The sequence below is a fragment of the Klebsiella sp. 141153 genome (assembly GCF_032601995.1).
Classification (GTDB): domain Bacteria; phylum Pseudomonadota; class Gammaproteobacteria; order Enterobacterales; family Enterobacteriaceae; genus Klebsiella; species Klebsiella aerogenes.
This window is the reverse complement of sequence record NZ_JAQIRJ010000016.1, coordinates 13,314-29,338: the sequence shown is the minus strand read 5'-3', so window position 1 is coordinate 29,338 and position 16,025 is coordinate 13,314. Positions and strand designations below refer to the sequence as shown.

The following is a 16,025-nucleotide window of genomic DNA, read 5'->3' as shown; positions in this document are numbered from 1 at the left end:
ATGCCCTCCTGGGCCAGTTAGCCGTGCAGCCCAAGACGCTCGCCCTGATAGCTACCGTCCTGAACCTGCCGCCACCATGCCTCATTTGCCAGATACCACTGGACGGTCTTGCGCATGCCGGAAGTAAAGGTCTCATCCGGCGTCCAGCCCAGCTCGCGTGCAATCTTCGCCGCATCAATCGCATAACGCAGATCGTGGCCCGGCCGGTCAGCAACGAAGGTTATCAAATCGTGATAGTGCGCCACGCCCTGCGGCTTTTGCGGCGCCAGCTCTTCGAGCAATTCGCAAATGGTTTCCACCACCTCGATGTTTTTGCGTTCGTTATGGCCGCCGATATTGTAAGTTTCGCCCGGTTCGCCGCGGGTCGCCACCAGATACAGCGCTCTGGCGTGGTCTTCGACATACAGCCAGTCGCGAATTTGTTGGCCGTTACCGTAAACCGGTAGCGGTTTTCCCGCCAACGCGTTGAGAATAATCAACGGGATCAGCTTCTCCGGGAAGTGATACGGGCCGTAGTTATTCGAGCAATTAGTGATAAGCGTCGGCAGGCCATAGGTACGCTGCCAGGCGCGTACCAGATGGTCGCTACTGGCTTTCGAGGCCGAATAGGGGCTGCTTGGCGCATAAGGCGTGGTCTCGGTAAAGAAATCATCGCTGCCGTGCAGATCGCCATACACTTCGTCCGTCGAGATATGATGGAAGCGAAACGCCGATTTTTGCTCCGCCGTCAGCGTATTCCACCAGCTGCGCGCGGCTTCCAGCAGCGTATAGGTACCGACGATATTGGTTTCGATGAACGCCGCCGGGCCATCGATGGAACGATCGACATGGCTTTCCGCCGCCAGATGCATCACCGTATCGGGTTGATGCTGGCGAAAGACGCGATCCAGCTCAGCCCGGTTACAGATATCCACCTGTTCAAAGGCAAAACGCGCATCCTGCGCCACCGGCGCCAGCGACATCAAATTGCCGGCGTAGGTCAGCTTATCCACGACCACGACGCGATCGGCGGTGTGCTGGATGATTTCACGCACTACCGCGGAGCCAATAAAGCCCGCGCCGCCGGTGACCAGAATCGTTCTCACCGCCACACTCCTTTGGTGTCGATGATATAGGCCTGAGCAACGCTATCGCCGCTAACGGCTTTAAACTCGTTGTGATCGACCAGCATCACCAGCACATCGGCGCTCGCCAGCGCGTCATCAAGTGTCGCCAGCGTACACAGGCCATCAAGTTTCTTCGGCAGCGCGTGAATGTTGGGCTCAACCACCTGCGTCGCGCCGCTGTGCCAGCGGGCGATCTGCGCGGCAATTTCCATCGCCGGGCTTTCACGTAGATCATCAATGTTAGGCTTAAAGGCCAGGCCGAAGCAGGCAATAGTCAGTTCGCTGGCGCGTTTATTGCTGGCATTCAGGCACTCGGCAACCTGTGCTTTCACCCGTTCGATAACCCATTCCGGCTTGTGGTCGTTTACCTCGCGCGCGGTGCGAATCAGACGCGCCTGCTGCGGGTTTTGCGCCACGATAAACCACGGATCGACGGCGATACAGTGGCCGCCGACGCCCGGACCCGGCTGCAGAATATTGACGCGCGGATGGCGGTTCGCCAGGCGGATCAGTTCCCAGACGTTGATCCCCTGATCGGCGCAAATCAGCGATAGTTCGTTAGCAAAGGCGATGTTGACGTCGCGGAAGCTGTTTTCCGTCAGCTTGCACATTTCCGCAGTGCGCGAGTTAGTCACTACGCATTCGCCTTCAAGGAAAATTTTATATAGCTCACTGGCGCGCGCCGAACAGACCGGCGACATACCGCCAATTACGCGGTCGTTTTTGATGAGTTCAACCATCACCTGCCCCGGCAGCACGCGCTCTGGACAGTAGGCGATATTAACGTCAGCCGCCTCGCCCACCTGCTGTGGGAAGCTGAGATCGGGGCGCATCGCCGCCAGCCACTCGGCCATCTGTTCGGTCGAACCGACCGGCGAAGTGGATTCCAGGATCACCAATGCCCCTTTCTTCAGGGTCGGCGCAATAGATTTAGCGGCGGATTCGACAAAGGCCATATCTGGCTCATGTCCGCCTTTAAACGGCGTCGGGACGGCAATCAGGTAGGCGTCAGACTCCACCGGCACGGTGGTGGCGCTTAAATATCCCTGTTCAACCGCCGTTTTTACGACGCTCGCTAAATCCGGCTCGACGATATGAATCTCACCACGGTTAATGGTCTCTACGGCGTGTTGATTGATGTCCACGCCAACCACCCGCCGTTGCCGGGACGCAAATGCGGCAGCGGTTGGCAGACCAATGTATCCAAGGCCAATCACTGAAATGGTAGAAAAACTCATAGCGTTACCTGATTATTTTTAAGGGCGGATAAAATACGATCGCATGCCTGTCCATCGCCGTAAGGATTATGGGCCCGGCTCATCGCCTGCCAGGCGGCATCATCCTGCAGCAGCCGGGTGACTTCATCAACGATACGCTGTCTGTCAGTGCCGACCAGCCGCACGGTGCCGGCGGCGACCGCCTCCGGACGTTCCGTCATTTCGCGCATCACCAGTACCGGTTTACCCAGCGACGGCGCCTCTTCCTGAATCCCGCCGGAATCGGTCAGAATCAGCCACGCGCGATTCATCAGCCAGACGAACGGCAGGTAATCCTGCGGTTCAATTAATTTCACGTTGGCGACATGGCCGAGAATACGATTAACCGGTTCACTGACATTCGGGTTCAGGTGAACCGGGTAAACAATCTGCACATCAGGATGATGGCTGGCGATATCCGCCAGCGCATGGCAAATGTGCTCGAAGCCGAGACCAAAGCTCTCGCGACGGTGGCCGGTCACCAGAATTAATTTCTTATCCGCTTCGAGGAACGGGTAGCGCTGCATCAGTTCATTGCGCAGCGCCTCATCGCCAAGGACACGATCGCGAACCCAAAACAGCGCATCGATCACCGTATTACCGGTGACGGTAATACGTTCTGCGTCAATATTTTCCCGCAGCAGGTTATCGCGCGAGGTGGCGGTCGGGGCAAAATGGTACATCGCCAGGCGCCCGGTCAGCGTGCGGTTGCCCTCTTCCGGCCACGGCGAGTTCAGATCGCCGGTACGCAGGCCCGCTTCTACGTGGCCCACCGGGATACGCTGATAAAACGCCGCCAGACTGGCCGCCATCGTCGTCGTGGTATCGCCATGTACCAGCACCACGTCCGGCTTAAACGACTCCAGTACCGGCTTTAAACCTTGCAGAATACGGCAGGTAATCTCGGTTAATCCCTGCCCCGGCTGCATAATGTTCAGATCGTAGTCCGGCGTAATCGAAAACAGTTTCAACACCTGATCGAGCATCTCCCGATGCTGCGCGGTTACGCAAACCTTTGCCTCAAAATGAGGATCCTTTGCCAGCGCATGGACCAGCGGCGCCATCTTGATGGCTTCTGGTCTCGTGCCAAATACAGTTAGTACTTTCACATCGATTCTCTTCGATTAGGTGATGATGGCGCGGAGCCTTCATCACAGGCCCCATTCACTGGACACGACGACGTGCTAACGCCACGCCTGCGCCGATGAGCGCGCCCACAATCCCCCACATGATCATCAGAAATACGCGCCGCGGGCTATCGCGTTTTACAGGTTCTTCCGGCGTACGCAAATATCTGTAAGTCTGAAAACGTGGATCCAGCGTCGGGCCAACGTTTAGCGTGTTCAGCATGGCGCGGTTCTGGTCATAGTCGAGATCGTATTCCGGCCCTACGGCCTGCAGATTTTCGAGGCGCGCCTGCAGCATCGGCCGGCCCAGTAAGAAGAGTTCGGAGGCCGGCAGCTGCTCCGCCGGAACATCGGTCTCGCTGCGTGAAATGTTATGCTGCTGGGCGATTTTCAACGCCTGCTCGACGCTCTGCACGCGGCGGTTGTAGATCTCGCTCGCCACCTCTTCCTGACGCTTCACCTGCGCTTTCATCTGTACGGTACGCGCCGCCCAGGCGCCCTTCAGCTCATCATTAAGATGACCGGCGGCACGCTGACTGGCGAAAGCGACGTACTGACGCAGCAGATTATTGGCATCTGGCGCGGTCTCCGCCGTCAGCTTGATGCTGTCATTGACGCTTTTCAGCGGGTCGCCCGGGATAAACTGAATATCGTTGATCAGATCGTCAAGCATCGCGGCATCCGCGCGCGCGTTGCCTGACTGACGCTGCTTGTAGTAGTCGGTCTGCAGCCAGAAGTCACGGCGGGTATCCCATGACGCCTGTTGCATAATAAACTCTTTGTATGCCTCATCCATGGCGGAAGGTTGGTCTACCGAAGCCAAATCGGCTTTGATATCCAGGTTACGTAAGAACTGCTGTTGCGAATAGTATCCACCCAGCATATTGACGGTCGGCCGGTCGGTAATTGCCGTCGCGCTCCACTCCTGGCGAGCAAAAAAGGAATAAATAAGAACGATCAGCGCGAATAGCACGGCGATGCCGACTATCCAGCCTTTTCCTGCCCATAAGGCGCGAAACAGCCCGCGAATATCCAGTTCGTTCTCAACGTTCACTGCTTGTGCTCCCGGTAATGGTTGAGTCATCACGTCCCCAGTTTTACTTGGTTAAATTTGGATTATTGCCGCTGTGTCGCCGAATTCTGCGTCTAATGCGCTTAACCAGACGCGCCACTTTCCATGCGCGCTTAATGCAGTAGCCATAAAGTAAAAAAGCAAACAAAAAGAGTATTAACATCACCCATTCAGGAACAATACGGGTGTATTCCGCCACTACGCCGACCAGCGCCAATAAAGCGGCAGCCAGCGTAATCAGGACAAAGGCCTGCCGGGAAGTAAACCCGGCACGCATGATCAAATGATGAATATGCTGACGGTCTGGCGAGAATGGGCTCATCCCCTTTCTCAGGCGGCGATACATAATCGCCACCATATCCATCAATGGAATCGCAATAATCCACAGCGCCGTCACCGGGCTGATGGGATGCGTTTTGCCCTGCGTCGTTTCCAGCAGGATCCAGATAATGGTGAAGCCAATCATGGTGCTGCCGGCATCACCCATAAACACTTTATAGCGACGTCCAAGCGCGCCGAGATTAAGTAAAATATAGGGCAGAATGGCGGCAATCATCGCAAAACACCACATTGCCAGGCTGTACTGGCCGTCAAACCACAGGATGATGCCGGTTGCGGCAAAGGAGACGGACGATAACCCGCCGAGCAGTCCGTCAATGCCATCTACCATATTGAAGGCGTTGATTGCCGCCCAAACGGCGAAAAGGGTGAGGAAAAAACCAAATGGGCCGAGGACTAACTCCCACGAACCGAAAATATAGCCGAGACTGCTGAGATGCAGATTACCCGCCGTCATCATGATAACGGCTATCGCGGCCTGAATAACCGCACGAATTTTTACGCTGATATCAAATCGGTCATCTAATGCGCCGACCAACACCAGCACGCCCGCGCAGGCCAGATACAGCGTGGCATGAGGGATATAATAATCGGCAATCGCAAAGGTAAAACAAATACCGGCATAAACTGAGATACCACCAACTAACGGAATCAAACCTTGATGCCGTTTCCGATAGTTTGGCTTATCCACTAACCCAATTTTTTTCGCTGCTTTACGGGCAACAAATATAAAGAGGGTCGTGAATAAGAAAACACTGATTAATTCAGTAATAGCAGTGAGTAAATTCACAACACATGTGCTCTCAGCATAGTTAATCCGGGGAGTATAACGATGATGTCTCCACTCCTGAAGGGGAAAAGCAGAACATTACAAATTTATTGTATATATTTTAGACTGTTAAAGTCCTTTCTGCCTTACCCGCCGCGCATATCATACGGCAACGCTAGCGGCGCTTTTCCCGCCTGGATCATACAAAGCTACAAAACAAAACGCCACGCAATCGCGTGGCGTTTTTTCGGCGTATTCCGTCTTACGAACGCTTCATCATATCGAAGAAGTCGTCGTTAGTTTTGGTCATCGCCAGCTTATTAATGAGGAACTCCATTGCGTCGATTTCACCCATTGGATGGATGATTTTGCGCAGGATCCACATTTTCTGCAGCTCTTCCTGGGTGGTCAGCAGCTCTTCTTTACGGGTACCGGAACGGTTGTAGTCGATAGCCGGGAAGACGCGTTTTTCCGCAATCTTACGGGAGAGGTGCAGTTCCATGTTACCGGTGCCTTTGAACTCTTCGTAGATAACTTCATCCATTTTAGAGCCGGTATCGATAAGCGCGGTAGCGATGATGGTCAGGCTGCCGCCCTCTTCCACGTTACGCGCCGCACCGAAGAAGCGCTTCGGACGATGCAGGGCGTTGGCGTCCACACCACCGGTCAGTACTTTACCGGAAGCCGGAACCACGGTGTTGTAGGCACGGGCCAGACGGGTGATGGAGTCGAGCAGGATGATAACGTCTTTTTTGTGCTCAACCAGACGTTTCGCTTTCTCGATAACCATTTCGGCAACCTGCACGTGGCGAGATGCGGGTTCGTCAAAGGTAGAAGCAACAACTTCGCCTTTAACCAGACGCTGCATCTCGGTTACTTCTTCCGGACGTTCGTCGATAAGCAACACCATCAGCACGCAGTCAGGATGGTTGTACGCGATGCTCTGCGCGATGTTCTGCAGCAGCATGGTTTTACCGGCTTTCGGCGGCGCGACGATCAGGCCACGCTGGCCGCGACCAATCGGCGATGCCAGATCCAGTACGCGAGCGGTTAAGTCTTCGGTAGAACCATTACCACGCTCCATACGCAGGCGCGAATTCGCGTGCAGCGGCGTTAAGTTCTCGAACAGAATCTTATTACGCGCGTTTTCCGGCTTGTCGTAGTTAACTTCGTTAACTTTCAGCAGCGCGAAGTAACGTTCACCCTCTTTAGGAGGACGAATCTTACCGGAAATGGTGTCACCAGTGCGGAGGTTGAAGCGGCGGATTTGGCTGGGGGATACGTAGATGTCGTCTGGACCGGCGAGGTAGGAGCTGTCTGCTGAGCGGAGGAATCCAAATCCATCCTGCAGTATCTCCAGTACGCCATCGCCAAAGATATCTTCGCCACTCTTTGAATGCTGCTTAAGGATGGCAAAAATAATATCCTGCTTACGCATACGAGCCAGGTTTTCCAGCCCCATATTTTCGCCGAGAGTAATCAGCTCAGAAACCGGCGTATTCTTTAATTCGGTAAGATTCATAGTGGTGTGGGTTCTTAAACTCGGGGTAAATCTCGAACTTAATGTTGTGAATGGTATGGCAGGAACATCCATGCCTGTTAGCGGCTTCATCTCGTGTCTGTACGTTGCCTGGTCACAGGAAAGAACGCAGAACTGAAACGACAAGACGGAATGAGTGATAAGCCCAGAATTATTAGCCTCACGCGCATAGTCTGCGGGACGCTTTGGGTAAAACAAGATTCAAACAATAGGTATGTTTAAAACGAAGTCTGGAATTAACTTAGCACGACTCAGGCCGGGCGTCCAGAGTTCCACAAAAAATAGGAATCCGGACGCCGGAATGGCAAACCGATTACGCCAGGTTGGCGTCGAGGAACTCTTTCAGTTGGCCTTTGGACAGCGCGCCGACTTTGGTCGCCGCGACTTCGCCGTTCTTGAACAGCAGCAGCGTCGGAATGCCGCGGATGCCGTACTTCGGCGCCGTGCCCGGGTTCTGATCGATGTTCAGTTTAGCCACGGTCAGTTTGCCTTGATACTCTTCAGCGATCTCATCCAGAATCGGGGCGATCATTTTGCACGGACCACACCACTCTGCCCAGAAATCGACGAGGGTCAGCCCGTCAGCCTTGAGTACGTCCGTGTCAAAACTGTCGTCAGTCAGGTGAATAATTTTATCGCTCATATATAACTCCACAGGAATAAGCCTGGTGTGTTGGTGTCGCAGTCATCAACGACGTGTTGATGCTACGTTATGCACGCTATTCTTCAGGATGCCTCTTTTATAAGCTACCTGCGGAAATGGATCCACCATGGACCACCACCGCCGATGCTTAAGCGCACTGTCTGCAAATCTACCTGCGGCAGATTTACCGCCCCCGTTGCGCTTAGTAGTCTAAGCTTTCCGGGATCCGTTCAGTAGCCGGAGACGCACCTTGAATAATTTCGTATATCGCCAACGAAAGGTTGACGTTATTTCACCGGATACGCTTTCTTAATGCAATAGTTAGCTGATATTCTACCACACTATGAGCAAAACACATTTGACAGAACAGAAGTTTTCCGACTTCGCCCTGCACCCGGCAGTTGTCGAAGCCCTTGAAAAAAAAGGGTTTCATAATTGCACACCCATTCAGGCTCTCGCCCTTCCGCTAACGCTGGAAGGTCGCGATGTCGCCGGGCAGGCGCAAACCGGTACCGGTAAAACGATGGCGTTTCTGACGTCAACGTTTCATTATCTTCTCTCTCACCCGGCCATCGCAGACCGCCAGGTTAACCAACCGCGCGCGCTGATCATGGCGCCGACGCGCGAGCTGGCGGTGCAGATTCACGCAGACGCCGAACCGCTGGCGCAGGCAACGGGCCTGAAACTGGGCCTGGCTTATGGCGGCGACGGCTACGATAAACAGCTGAAAGTGCTGGAAAGCGGCGTCGATATTCTGATCGGCACCACCGGTCGCCTGATCGATTACGCCAAACAAAACCATATTAACCTCGGCGCCATTCAGGTTGTCGTGCTGGACGAAGCCGATCGCATGTACGATCTCGGCTTTATTAAAGATATCCGCTGGCTATTCCGCCGCATGCCGCCAGCCACTCAGCGCCTGAACATGCTGTTCTCCGCTACGCTGTCTTATCGCGTACGCGAACTGGCGTTCGAACAGATGAACAACGCTGAGTACGTTGAAGTCGAACCGGAACAGAAAACCGGCCACCGTATTAAAGAAGAGCTGTTCTACCCTTCCAACGACGAAAAAATGCGCCTGCTGCAGACGCTGCTGGAAGAAGAGTGGCCCGACCGCGCTATCGTTTTCGCCAACACCAAGCATCGCTGCGAAGATATCTGGGGCCATCTGGCCGCAGACGGACATCGCGTCGGCCTGCTGACCGGCGACGTAGCGCAGAAAAAACGCCTGCGTATTCTCGAAGAGTTCACCCGCGGCGATCTCGATATTCTGGTTGCGACCGACGTAGCCGCTCGCGGCCTGCATATCCCAGCCGTCACCCATGTCTTTAACTATGACCTGCCGGATGACTGCGAAGACTATGTCCACCGTATCGGCCGTACCGGCCGCGCGGGCGCAAGCGGGCATTCTATTAGCCTGGCCTGCGAAGAGTACGCGCTGAACCTGCCGGCAATCGAAACCTATATCGGCCATTCGATCCCAGTCAGCAAGTACAATCCGGACGCGCTCATGACCGACTTACCTAAGCCGTTGCGTTTGACGCGCACCCGCCCAGGTAATGGCCCGCGCCGTAACGGCCCGCCACGTAATCGTCGTCGTTCAGGTTAACATCTATGCCATACGCGAAATCTTTCAGGATGCGCCATGGAGATAATCCCAGGCAATGCGTTCAGGTAAGTGGAATGGGCAACGACGCCCAGTCGACACAGGAGCGGCCTGAAAGATGAAGAGTATGAGTTCCACCTCGCTGTATGCCGCCATCGACCTTGGCTCCAATAGTTTTCATATGTTGGTGGTGCGCGAGGTGGCCGGCAGTATTCAAACGCTGAGCCGCATTAAGCGCAAGGTGCGTCTGGCCGCTGGCCTGAATAGCGATAATGCGCTCTCCGCGGAAGCGATGGAGCGCGGCTGGCAGTGCTTACGCCTGTTTGCCGAGCGTTTGCAGGATATTCCTTCAGCGCAAATTCGCGTCGTCGCTACCGCCACCCTGCGGCTGGCGGTCAACGCCGGCGAGTTTCTGGCGAAAGCGCAGGAAATCCTCGGTTGCCCCGTCCAGGTGATTAGCGGTGAAGAAGAAGCCCGCCTGATCTACCAGGGTGTAGCCCATACCACCGGCGGCGCCGATCAGCGCCTGGTGGTGGATATCGGCGGCGCCAGCACCGAACTGGTGACCGGCACCGGCGCGCAAACCACTTCTCTGTTCAGCCTGTCGATGGGCTGCGTCACCTGGCTTGAACGCTACTTCGCCGACCGTAGCCTGACGAAAGAAAACTTCGATCTCGCTGAAGCGGCGGCGCGCGATGTGCTGCGTCCGATCGCTGATGTCCTGCGCTACCACGGCTGGAAAGTGTGCGTTGGCGCCTCAGGCACCGTGCAGGCGCTGCAGGAAATCATGATGGCGCAGGGAATGGATGAACGCATCACCCTCAGCAAACTGCAGCAGCTTAGGCAGCGCGCTATCCAGTGCGGTCGGCTTGAAGAGCTGGAAATCGAAGGGCTGACGCTCGAACGCGCACTGGTTTTTCCGAGCGGCCTGGCCATTCTGATTGCTATCTTTAGCGAACTGAATATTCAGTGCATGACGCTGGCAGGCGGCGCATTACGCGAAGGGCTGGTCTACGGCATGCTGCACCTTTCCGTCGATCAGGATATTCGTAGCCGCACGCTGCGTAATATTCAGCGACGTTTTATGATCGATACCGAGCAGGCGCAACGGGTAGCGAATCTGGCCACCCATCTGGTGGATCAACTGGACAGCGGCTGGGAGCTGGATCCGCTAAGCCGCGATTTACTCGTCAGCGCCTGCGCGCTACATGAAATTGGCCTGAGCGTCGATTTCAAACGCGCGCCGCAGCACGCCGCCTATCTGGTCAATAACCTCGACCTGCCCGGTTTTACCCCGGCGCAAAAGAAGCTCATCGCCACGCTGCTGCTCAACCAGACTAACGCCATCGATCTTTCTTCGCTCCATCAGCAAAACGCGGTACCGCCGCGCGTTGCCGAACATCTGTGTCGCCTGCTGCGACTGGCGATTCTGTTTGCCAGCCGCCGGCGCGACGATCTCCTGCCAACCATCCAGCTTACCGCCGACGACGAAAAACTGACGCTGACGCTGCCGGATGACTGGCTGGAAGAACACCCGCTGGGCCGGGAAATGGTCGAGCAAGAGTGCCAGTGGCAAAGTTATGTCCACTGGGCGCTGCTGATCGACGACGACGCGGCGAGGTAATTTCCGGCCAGGAGGGCGCATGCGGGAAGAACTGGATTTCAAATCACTACGCTTTTTCTCCGCGCTCTACCGATTGGGGAATGTCTCTCCGGCGGCGGAAGCGCTCGATATCAGCCAGCCAACCGGTAGCCTGCTGCTAAAAAAGCTACGCGAGCACTTTGATGACCCGCTGTTTGTGCGCGTTGGTCAACGAATGGCGCCAACGCCGCGCGCGGACGCTATCGCCCCCACCATTTTTACTCTGCTGCAAATGGTCGATACCGATTTGGCGGCTAAGCCGGAATTTATTCCGCAGGAGAGCAACCGTAACTTCACCATCGGCATGACCGATATCAGCCAGATGACGCTTCTTCCTTTGCTGCAAAGCCAGCTCCAGCGGCTGGAAGCCAGCGACATCACTTTTACGGTGCTGAATATTGACGATCAAACGCTTAGCGCGCTGGAATCCGGGAAATGTGATTTGGCGATCGGGTATCTTACCCAGTTGCCGGATAGCGTCTATCAGCAGCATCTGTTCGATCAATCGTATGTGTGTCTGGCAGCGGAAAATCACCCGCGCATTCGTCATCGGTTCAGCGCCGAAGACTGGCGTCAGGAAAAGCATCTTGCGGTTCGCGTCAACGGCACCGCCCACGGTGATATTGATAAACTGCTCGCGGAACACAGTATGCCGCGGCGCATCGCATTGACGCTGCCCAGCTTTTTAGGCGCGGGCGAGCTGGTCGCCGGCAGCGAGATGCTGGCGGTGGTGCCAGAACAGCTGGCGCGCCATATCACCAGACGTTACCCCTGCCGCAGCTGGCCACTGCCTTTCTCACTGGCTAACATCGCGATTCGCCAGGTCTGGCACCAGCGCCTGCACCGCGATCCCGGGCATATCTGGCTGCGCACGCAGATTGTAGCCCTTGCCGCCTCAGGTGGTTCTATTAACATTTAAATCATCAAAGAATCGGCTGTATTAGTATTCCTGATACGCCGTATTCTATTTGGTTTATTGCTGTCAATACGTCAAACATTTTAATCTCCTCGCATCAGTTCATATCGACAGAATAAATAGAGGAACCTATCATGCGCGGAAAAATCGCTTTAGAAGAACATGTATCCACTCCTGAAAATAATCGTTTGTGGGATTCGACCGGCGAAGCTAATCGTAACGGTAGCGAATATATGCAAGACGTTGAACGCCGTCTGCTTGACCGCAGCATTCAGCTCGAAGAGATGGCGCAACGTAATATTGACCACGTCATTCTTTCTCTGACTTCGCCCGGCGCGCAATCTATTTTAGATAAAGCTAAAGCGGTCTCTTTCGCTCGCGACACTAATGATTTTATTGTTGATAATTATGTAAAACCGAATCCAGATAAATTTAGCGCGTTCGCCACGCTGGCGTTACAAAACCCGGAAGCAGCGGCGGAAGAGCTGGAGCGCGCGGTGAAAAAACTGGGCATGAAAGGCGCGCTGATTAACGGCTATACCAACGTCAAAGACAGCGAACATGGCCTGTATCTTGATGATGAATCCATGTTGGTATTCTGGGATAAAGTCAACGAGCTAAACGTGCCGGTGTACCTGCATCCGCGTGAACCGCTGGAAGGCCCGGCGCGCGGGATTTATACCGGTTACGAAAGCCTGATCGGTTCCGCCTGGGGCTTTGCGCAGGAAACCGCCGTTCACGCTATTCGCCTGATGATGAGCGGCCTGTTCGACCGTTATCCGAATCTTAACCTGGTGCTGGGACACCTCGGTGAAGGGCTGGTACACATGCTGCCGCGCACTCAGCATCGCCTCTATCGTCAGCGTTTCGGCTGCGGTTTGGGTAAGGCGGAAAAACCGTTAATGCACTATCTGCAAAATAACTTTATTGTCACCACCAGCGGTCATTTTAATACTCACTCGCTAAATAATGCGATTGAAGTAATGGGTGCCGATCGCGTGATGTTCTCCGTAGATTACCCTTATGAAGATATTCATCAGGCCTGCGACTGGTTTGATCCGTTAGAAATGGATGCGGGGCTGAAAGATAAAATAGCCTGGGGCAATGCCAGCCGCGTATTTAATATCAAATAATAAATCGACAGGGCCTGTTCTCAGGCCCTGATTTTATTACAGGGAGAATATACTATGCCGGTAGGTATTTTTGTTTGCAGCGGTTCATTACTCGTCGGCGCGATTGCAGGCGCCTCACTCAACCGATTTATCCCGGATCACTTTAAGAAAACGCTACCGCTTATTTCCGGTTTAATCTCTATCAGTATGGGCGTGTTCTTCCTTAACAAACTCATCAATCTGCCACCCATTGCGCTGGCCGTTATTATCGGCACTATTATTGGCGGCCTGTTGAATATTGAGAAGTGGATTGAGCGGGCGGGCACCAAACTACGCACGCCCATCGAGCGTATTTTTCCAGCTCAAAACAACGCAGGCGTAGAAGCCGGGGATTTTATGAACCAGTTTATCGCGGTGCTGATCCTCTTCTGCGCCAGCGGTACCGGTATTTTTGGCGCCCTAACCGAAGGGATGACCGGCGACCCGACCATTCTGCTGACCAAGTCGATACTCGACTTTTTCACCGCCGCTATTTTCGCGTCCACGCTGGGCTACATTATCACCGCGATTTTTATTCCCCAGTTGATCATCTTCGTGATTCTGTTCTTCGCCGCCACGTTTATTATGACGTTGATAAGCCCATCGATGATCGCTGATTTTACTGCTTGCGGCGGAATTATTATGCTGGCGACCGGTTTTCGGCTTTGCGGTATGCGCCATTTCCCTACCGCCAACATGCTACCGTCACTGCTGCTGGTGATGCCATTTTCCACCGCCTGGCAGCAGTTTGTCGCCTGAAGCGTTAGCCCTTTTTCGCCTTCGCCAGCATCGCCTTGATATTCGCGACGTTGGCCTGGCCTTTATGCATGCGTTCTTCCGCAGAGATGACTTTTCGCTCCTGCTCCCAAATCAGATCGTCTTGCGGGAGCTCGAGCAGGAAACGGCTCGGTTCCGGGCGCACCAGCTCGCCATACTGTCGGCGCTCTTTGCACAACGTGAAAGTCAGCTCTTTCTGGGCGCGAGTGATACCGACGTAGGCCAGCCGCCGTTCTTCATCGACGTTATCTTCATCAATACTGCTCTGATGCGGCAGCAATCCCTCTTCCATTCCTACCAGGTAAACATACGGGAACTCCAGCCCTTTTGAGGCATGCAGGGTCATCAACTGCACCTGATCCAGCTCTTCATCCGATTCGCCGCGTTCCATCATATCGCGCAGGGTAAAGCGGGTAACCACCTGCGTCAGCGTCATCGGCTCGTCTATCTCACTGCCTTCCAGCATCTCGGTCATCCAGGTGAACAGCTGGTTGACGTTTTTCATCCGCATTTCCGCGGCTTTCGGGCTCGGCGAGGTTTCATATAGCCAGGACTCATAATCAATCCCGCGAATTAAATCCCGCACGGCATTGACCGGTTCACGCTCGGCCAGTTGCTGAATTTCCCGCAGCCAATGGGTGAAACGAGTGAGAGATTCATACCCGCGCCCGGTCAGCGTCTGGCTTAACCCCATATCAAAGCTGGCGGTGAATAAGCCTTTGTTACGGCTCATCGCCCATTCGCCCAGCTTTTGCAAGGTCGCCGGGCCAATCTCGCGTTTCGGCGTATTGACGATGCGCAGGAAGGCGCTGTCGTCATCCGGGTTGGTAAGTACGCGCAGATAGGCCAGCAAATCTTTAATTTCCGGGCGCGAAAAGAACGATGTGCCGCCCGAGATTTTGTACGGGATGCGGTTTTGCATCAGCATCTTTTCAAAAACCCGCGACTGGTGATTACCGCGATAAAGGATGGCGTAATCTTTGTAGTTGGTTTTATTAATAAAGTGATGGGCTATCAGTTCGCCAGCGACGCGCTCCGCTTCATGATCTTCGTTATTGGCGGAGAGCACTTTCAGCTCCGTGCCGTAGCCAAGTTCAGAGAACAGCCGCTTTTCAAAGACGTGTGGGTTATTGGCGATCAAAATGTTGGCGGCCTTCAGAATACGCCCTGATGAACGGTAGTTCTGTTCAAGCTTGATCACCTGCAGCGCCGGAAAATCCTGGCTTAGCAGCACCAGGTTCTGCGGCCGCGCGCCGCGCCATGAGTAGATCGACTGGTCATCATCACCCACCACGGTAAAGCGCGCGCGCTGCCCCACCAGCAGCTTCACCAGCTCATACTGGCTGGTGTTGGTATCCTGATACTCATCCACCAGCAGGTAACGGATCTTATTCTGCCAGCGCTCGCGCACCTCTTCATTACGCTGCAGCAGCAGCGTCGGCAGCAGGATCAGGTCGTCAAAATCGAGGACGTTGCAGGCCTTCATATGCGCATCATAGAGCCCATAGCAGTGGGCGAAGATGCGGTCCCGTTCGCCTTTCGCGCCAGCCGCCGCCTGCGCCGGCGTTTTCAGATCGTTTTTCCAGTTGGAGATCGTCGAGATCAGCTGCTGCAACACCACTTTGTCATCTTCGATCAACCCTTCGGTGAGTTCTTTCAGCAGCGCGACCTGGTCGGTATCATCGAACAAAGAAAAGTTGGATTTCATTCCCAGCGCGGCGTATTCGCGTTTGATGATATCCAACCCCAGGGTGTGGAAGGTGGAAATCATCAGCCCGCGCGCCTCTTTGCGCCCCAGCGTTTGCCCGACGCGCTCTTTCATTTCGCGCGCGGCCTTGTTAGTAAAGGTGACGGCCGCGATATGGCGCGCCTGATAGCCGCAGCCGCGGATCAGGTGGGCGATTTTATTCGTAATAACGCGGGTCTTACCGGAACCGGCGCCCGCCAGCACCAGGCACGGTCCGGTAACGAATTCGACGGCTTGTTGTTGGCCAGGGTTTAAACGCATGGGAATATTGCTCAATCTTCGAACGGGGTGTGGATTGTAGCAGAAAGCGAGGCCGAGATTTACCGGCTGATGG

14 protein-coding genes are annotated in these 16,025 nt (G+C 54.7%); 5 read left to right on the top strand and 9 right to left on the bottom strand.

Annotated elements, in window-relative coordinates:
• Nucleotides 1–17: 17 nt before the first annotated feature.
• From rffG to trxA, 8 genes are all read right to left on the bottom strand, one after another.
• Nucleotides 18–1,085, bottom strand: a complete 1,068-nt coding sequence (rffG, locus tag PGS10_RS23485) for a dTDP-glucose 4,6-dehydratase (protein WP_316423572.1) — start codon at nucleotides 1,083–1,085, stop codon at nucleotides 18–20.
• On the bottom strand, nucleotides 1,082–2,344 hold the full coding sequence (gene wecC, locus PGS10_RS23480) for a UDP-N-acetyl-D-mannosamine dehydrogenase (RefSeq protein ID WP_045395557.1): 1,263 nt from the start codon (nucleotides 2,342–2,344) through the stop codon (nucleotides 1,082–1,084). Before wecC ends, rffG begins: the two co-directional genes overlap by 4 nt.
• Nucleotides 2,341–3,471, bottom strand: coding sequence for a non-hydrolyzing UDP-N-acetylglucosamine 2-epimerase (gene wecB / locus PGS10_RS23475; RefSeq protein ID WP_072048022.1), 1,131 nt, complete (start codon nucleotides 3,469–3,471; stop codon nucleotides 2,341–2,343). Before wecB ends, wecC begins: the two co-directional genes overlap by 4 nt.
• Nucleotides 3,472–3,526: 55 nt before the next feature.
• Complete coding sequence (gene wzzE / locus PGS10_RS23470) at nucleotides 3,527–4,573, bottom strand: ECA polysaccharide chain length modulation protein (RefSeq protein WP_047045682.1); 1,047 nt, start codon at nucleotides 4,571–4,573, stop codon at nucleotides 3,527–3,529.
• Between the two features lie 13 nt (nucleotides 4,574–4,586).
• Nucleotides 4,587–5,690, bottom strand: coding sequence for a UDP-N-acetylglucosamine--undecaprenyl-phosphate N-acetylglucosaminephosphotransferase (gene wecA / locus PGS10_RS23465; RefSeq protein ID WP_015368885.1), 1,104 nt, complete (start codon nucleotides 5,688–5,690; stop codon nucleotides 4,587–4,589).
• A gap of 241 nt (nucleotides 5,691–5,931) precedes the next feature.
• Entirely contained in the window at nucleotides 5,932–7,191 is a 1,260-nt protein-coding gene (rho, locus tag PGS10_RS23460) for a transcription termination factor Rho (RefSeq protein WP_002883293.1), read from the bottom strand.
• An 86-nt stretch (nucleotides 7,192–7,277) separates the two neighbouring features.
• Nucleotides 7,278–7,379 carry a rho operon leader peptide gene (locus tag PGS10_RS25145; protein WP_131631697.1) on the bottom strand — a complete coding sequence of 34 codons (102 nt, stop codon included), beginning with the start codon at nucleotides 7,377–7,379 and terminating at the stop codon, nucleotides 7,278–7,280.
• Nucleotides 7,380–7,522: 143 nt separating this feature from the next.
• Entirely contained in the window at nucleotides 7,523–7,852 is a 330-nt protein-coding gene (gene trxA / locus PGS10_RS23455) for a thioredoxin TrxA (RefSeq protein ID WP_002883224.1), read from the bottom strand.
• Between the two features lie 343 nt (nucleotides 7,853–8,195).
• On the opposite strand from trxA, the gene rhlB reads away from it, so the two are divergent.
• From rhlB to PGS10_RS23430, 5 genes are all read left to right on the top strand, one after another.
• Entirely contained in the window at nucleotides 8,196–9,461 is a 1,266-nt protein-coding gene (gene rhlB, locus PGS10_RS23450) for an ATP-dependent RNA helicase RhlB (protein ID WP_015368886.1), read from the top strand.
• 115 nt (nucleotides 9,462–9,576) lie between these two features.
• The gene (gppA, locus tag PGS10_RS23445) at nucleotides 9,577–11,082 is read left to right on the top strand and encodes a guanosine-5'-triphosphate,3'-diphosphate diphosphatase (protein ID WP_165430614.1); all 1,506 of its coding nucleotides are present in this window, start codon (nucleotides 9,577–9,579) and stop codon (nucleotides 11,080–11,082) included.
• Between the two features lie 19 nt (nucleotides 11,083–11,101).
• Nucleotides 11,102–12,019, top strand: coding sequence for a LysR family transcriptional regulator (locus PGS10_RS23440; protein WP_047066620.1), 918 nt, complete (start codon nucleotides 11,102–11,104; stop codon nucleotides 12,017–12,019).
• Between the two features lie 131 nt (nucleotides 12,020–12,150).
• Nucleotides 12,151–13,149: an amidohydrolase family protein gene (locus tag PGS10_RS23435; RefSeq protein WP_047045675.1), complete on the top strand. Its 999-nt coding sequence runs from the start codon at nucleotides 12,151–12,153 to the stop codon at nucleotides 13,147–13,149.
• A 54-nt stretch (nucleotides 13,150–13,203) separates the two neighbouring features.
• On the top strand, nucleotides 13,204–13,926 hold the full coding sequence (locus tag PGS10_RS23430; protein WP_047078521.1) for a DUF554 domain-containing protein: 723 nt from the start codon (nucleotides 13,204–13,206) through the stop codon (nucleotides 13,924–13,926).
• Nucleotides 13,927–13,930: 4 nt separating this feature from the next.
• On the opposite strand, the gene rep is transcribed toward PGS10_RS23430, so the two are convergent.
• Complete coding sequence (gene rep, locus PGS10_RS23425) at nucleotides 13,931–15,952, bottom strand: DNA helicase Rep (RefSeq protein ID WP_015368891.1); 2,022 nt, start codon at nucleotides 15,950–15,952, stop codon at nucleotides 13,931–13,933.
• Nucleotides 15,953–16,025 lie beyond the last annotated feature (73 nt).

Coding starts and splice junctions, on each gene's coding strand:
- wecC (WP_045395557.1), bottom strand. CDS start 2,344: ATGAGTTTTTCTACCATTTCAGTGATTGGCCTTGGATACATTGGTCTG.
- wzzE (WP_047045682.1), bottom strand. CDS start 4,573: ATGACTCAACCATTACCGGGAGCACAAGCAGTGAACGTTGAGAACGAA.
- rho (WP_002883293.1), bottom strand. CDS start 7,191: ATGAATCTTACCGAATTAAAGAATACGCCGGTTTCTGAGCTGATTACT.
- PGS10_RS25145 (WP_131631697.1), bottom strand. CDS start 7,379: ATGCGCGTGAGGCTAATAATTCTGGGCTTATCACTCATTCCGTCTTGT.
- trxA (WP_002883224.1), bottom strand. CDS start 7,852: ATGAGCGATAAAATTATTCACCTGACTGACGACAGTTTTGACACGGAC.
- rhlB (WP_015368886.1), top strand. CDS start 8,196: ATGAGCAAAACACATTTGACAGAACAGAAGTTTTCCGACTTCGCCCTG.
- gppA (WP_165430614.1), top strand. CDS start 9,577: ATGAAGAGTATGAGTTCCACCTCGCTGTATGCCGCCATCGACCTTGGC.
- PGS10_RS23440 (WP_047066620.1), top strand. CDS start 11,102: ATGCGGGAAGAACTGGATTTCAAATCACTACGCTTTTTCTCCGCGCTC.
- PGS10_RS23435 (WP_047045675.1), top strand. CDS start 12,151: ATGCGCGGAAAAATCGCTTTAGAAGAACATGTATCCACTCCTGAAAAT.
- PGS10_RS23430 (WP_047078521.1), top strand. CDS start 13,204: ATGCCGGTAGGTATTTTTGTTTGCAGCGGTTCATTACTCGTCGGCGCG.
- rep (WP_015368891.1), bottom strand. CDS start 15,952: ATGCGTTTAAACCCTGGCCAACAACAAGCCGTCGAATTCGTTACCGGA.